1 pseudogene is annotated in these 1,556 nt (G+C 60.2%); it reads left to right on the top strand.

The features are described 5' to 3' along the window. Positions 1–1,556: pseudogene (locus tag NW838_RS00275) on the top strand (type II secretion system protein); the annotation flags it as partial.

Here is a 1,556-nt window from a genome sequence, read left to right as displayed (position 1 = left end):
GATGAGGCTGTTGGTGTCGAAGCCTGGTGGGATGGCGGCAATAACCAGGTGAGCTTCCGGCTGGAGCTGCAGTGCGTTACCGACTACACTCGGCCTTCTCCCTACCTGGTGGAGATCCAAACCTACGAGAACATGGGCAATGCCTTCGTCCGCTTCACAACCCAGGGAGATGGGCAGCCGCTGGAAAACTATGACCTTCGCTACCTGAAGCCGCTGAAGCCGGTCAACCTGCCCTGCCAGCCGGATCAGACTAAACCTCTGGCACCCAACCAGCAGTACTGCGCAGAACCCCTCAATTGCGATCCCATCTGGACAGACTGGACTCCTGCATGTAAAACCAACATCTGTCAGCAAACCACTATTAAACAAACCAGAACTGCCACCTTGCCTGCCGGTTGCCCTGGCACTCCGCCGTCGGAAACTCAGATGATCACCTGCTACCCTCAGTACAACTACGGGCCTTGGTCAGGTTGGACGCCTCAGTGTACCAAGCAGCAGCAGTGCAACAAAACCACCATTACCCAAACCCGCAGCCGCACGGTAACGCCGCTCTGTACCAGCCAAAGCCCCTTTGTCGAAACCGAAACCCAAACCATCACCTGCCAACCTCCGGAGGCTACCTGCACCTACACCAACTGGGATCCCCCATGCACCCTGGCCAATGGCGGCCTGGAGGTGACTCAAACCCGCACCGAGACCTGCACCTCGATTTGCGGAACCACCCCCAGGACAGAAACTCAGAAGATCACCTGCAAGCAAACTTGCAACTACAACTGGGGCCCTTGGTCACCGGCCAGTTGCGATGAGGTCATCGACCAGATCGCCTGCGGCACAACCAAAACCTTTACCCAAACCCGGACGGGCACCCTCATCGCCAGCACCAGCAGCCCCACCTGCTCGCCCACCACAACGGGGACACAAAATTTGACCTGTCAAGGGCGTCCCTGCGGGCCCAGCACTTTTGCCCCAGAAACTCCTTCCAAGAGCCCCTTGGGCGAGTGGATGGCAGCCAAGCCCAACACGGTGGATCTGCGCCCCGTCTGGGAAATCCAAGCGGATCCGGAGCCGGAGACCATCAGCGTGAATACGGTGGCCGCGGCTCCTGCCGAGGGCGTAACCATTGCCCTGCAGCCGCAGCTTTCGCCGGTGCTGGAGGTGAAAGCCGGGGTGCCCAAGCCGCCCAAGTGGCCCAACCCTGCCGAGGCTCTGCAGGCGGCCTTCAATTGGATGTTTGGCGAACCGGCCTATGCTGCCCGCGAGGGCTTGGTGAGAGGTGGCGTTCTCTCCGAGATCGTTTCTCAACCCAACCGCGAGCCCGGCATCCGCCCGGCTATCAAGGGAGAGGCTCTAGAAGACCCGTTTACAAAGGGAACCGACCTCTGGGCCCGAGCGCTGAGGCGCAAATTACTTAGGGAAGATCTGACGGTGGGCTGCCCCTCGGAGGAGGAAGGCCCAGATTCCAAAGGCGGCTTCTGGGTGCCCGGAGTGTTTCGCCCCAACTTCAACACCACCTTCAAGTACACCGCCTACACCGGTGACAGCCGCCCCAGCACGTT

Source organism: Synechococcus sp. R55.2 (genome assembly GCF_047462075.1).
Lineage (GTDB): Bacteria > Cyanobacteriota > Cyanobacteriia > Thermostichales > Thermostichaceae > Thermostichus.
The sequence above is the reverse complement of the archived record's forward strand: the minus strand, read 5'-3'. Positions and strand labels throughout refer to the sequence as shown.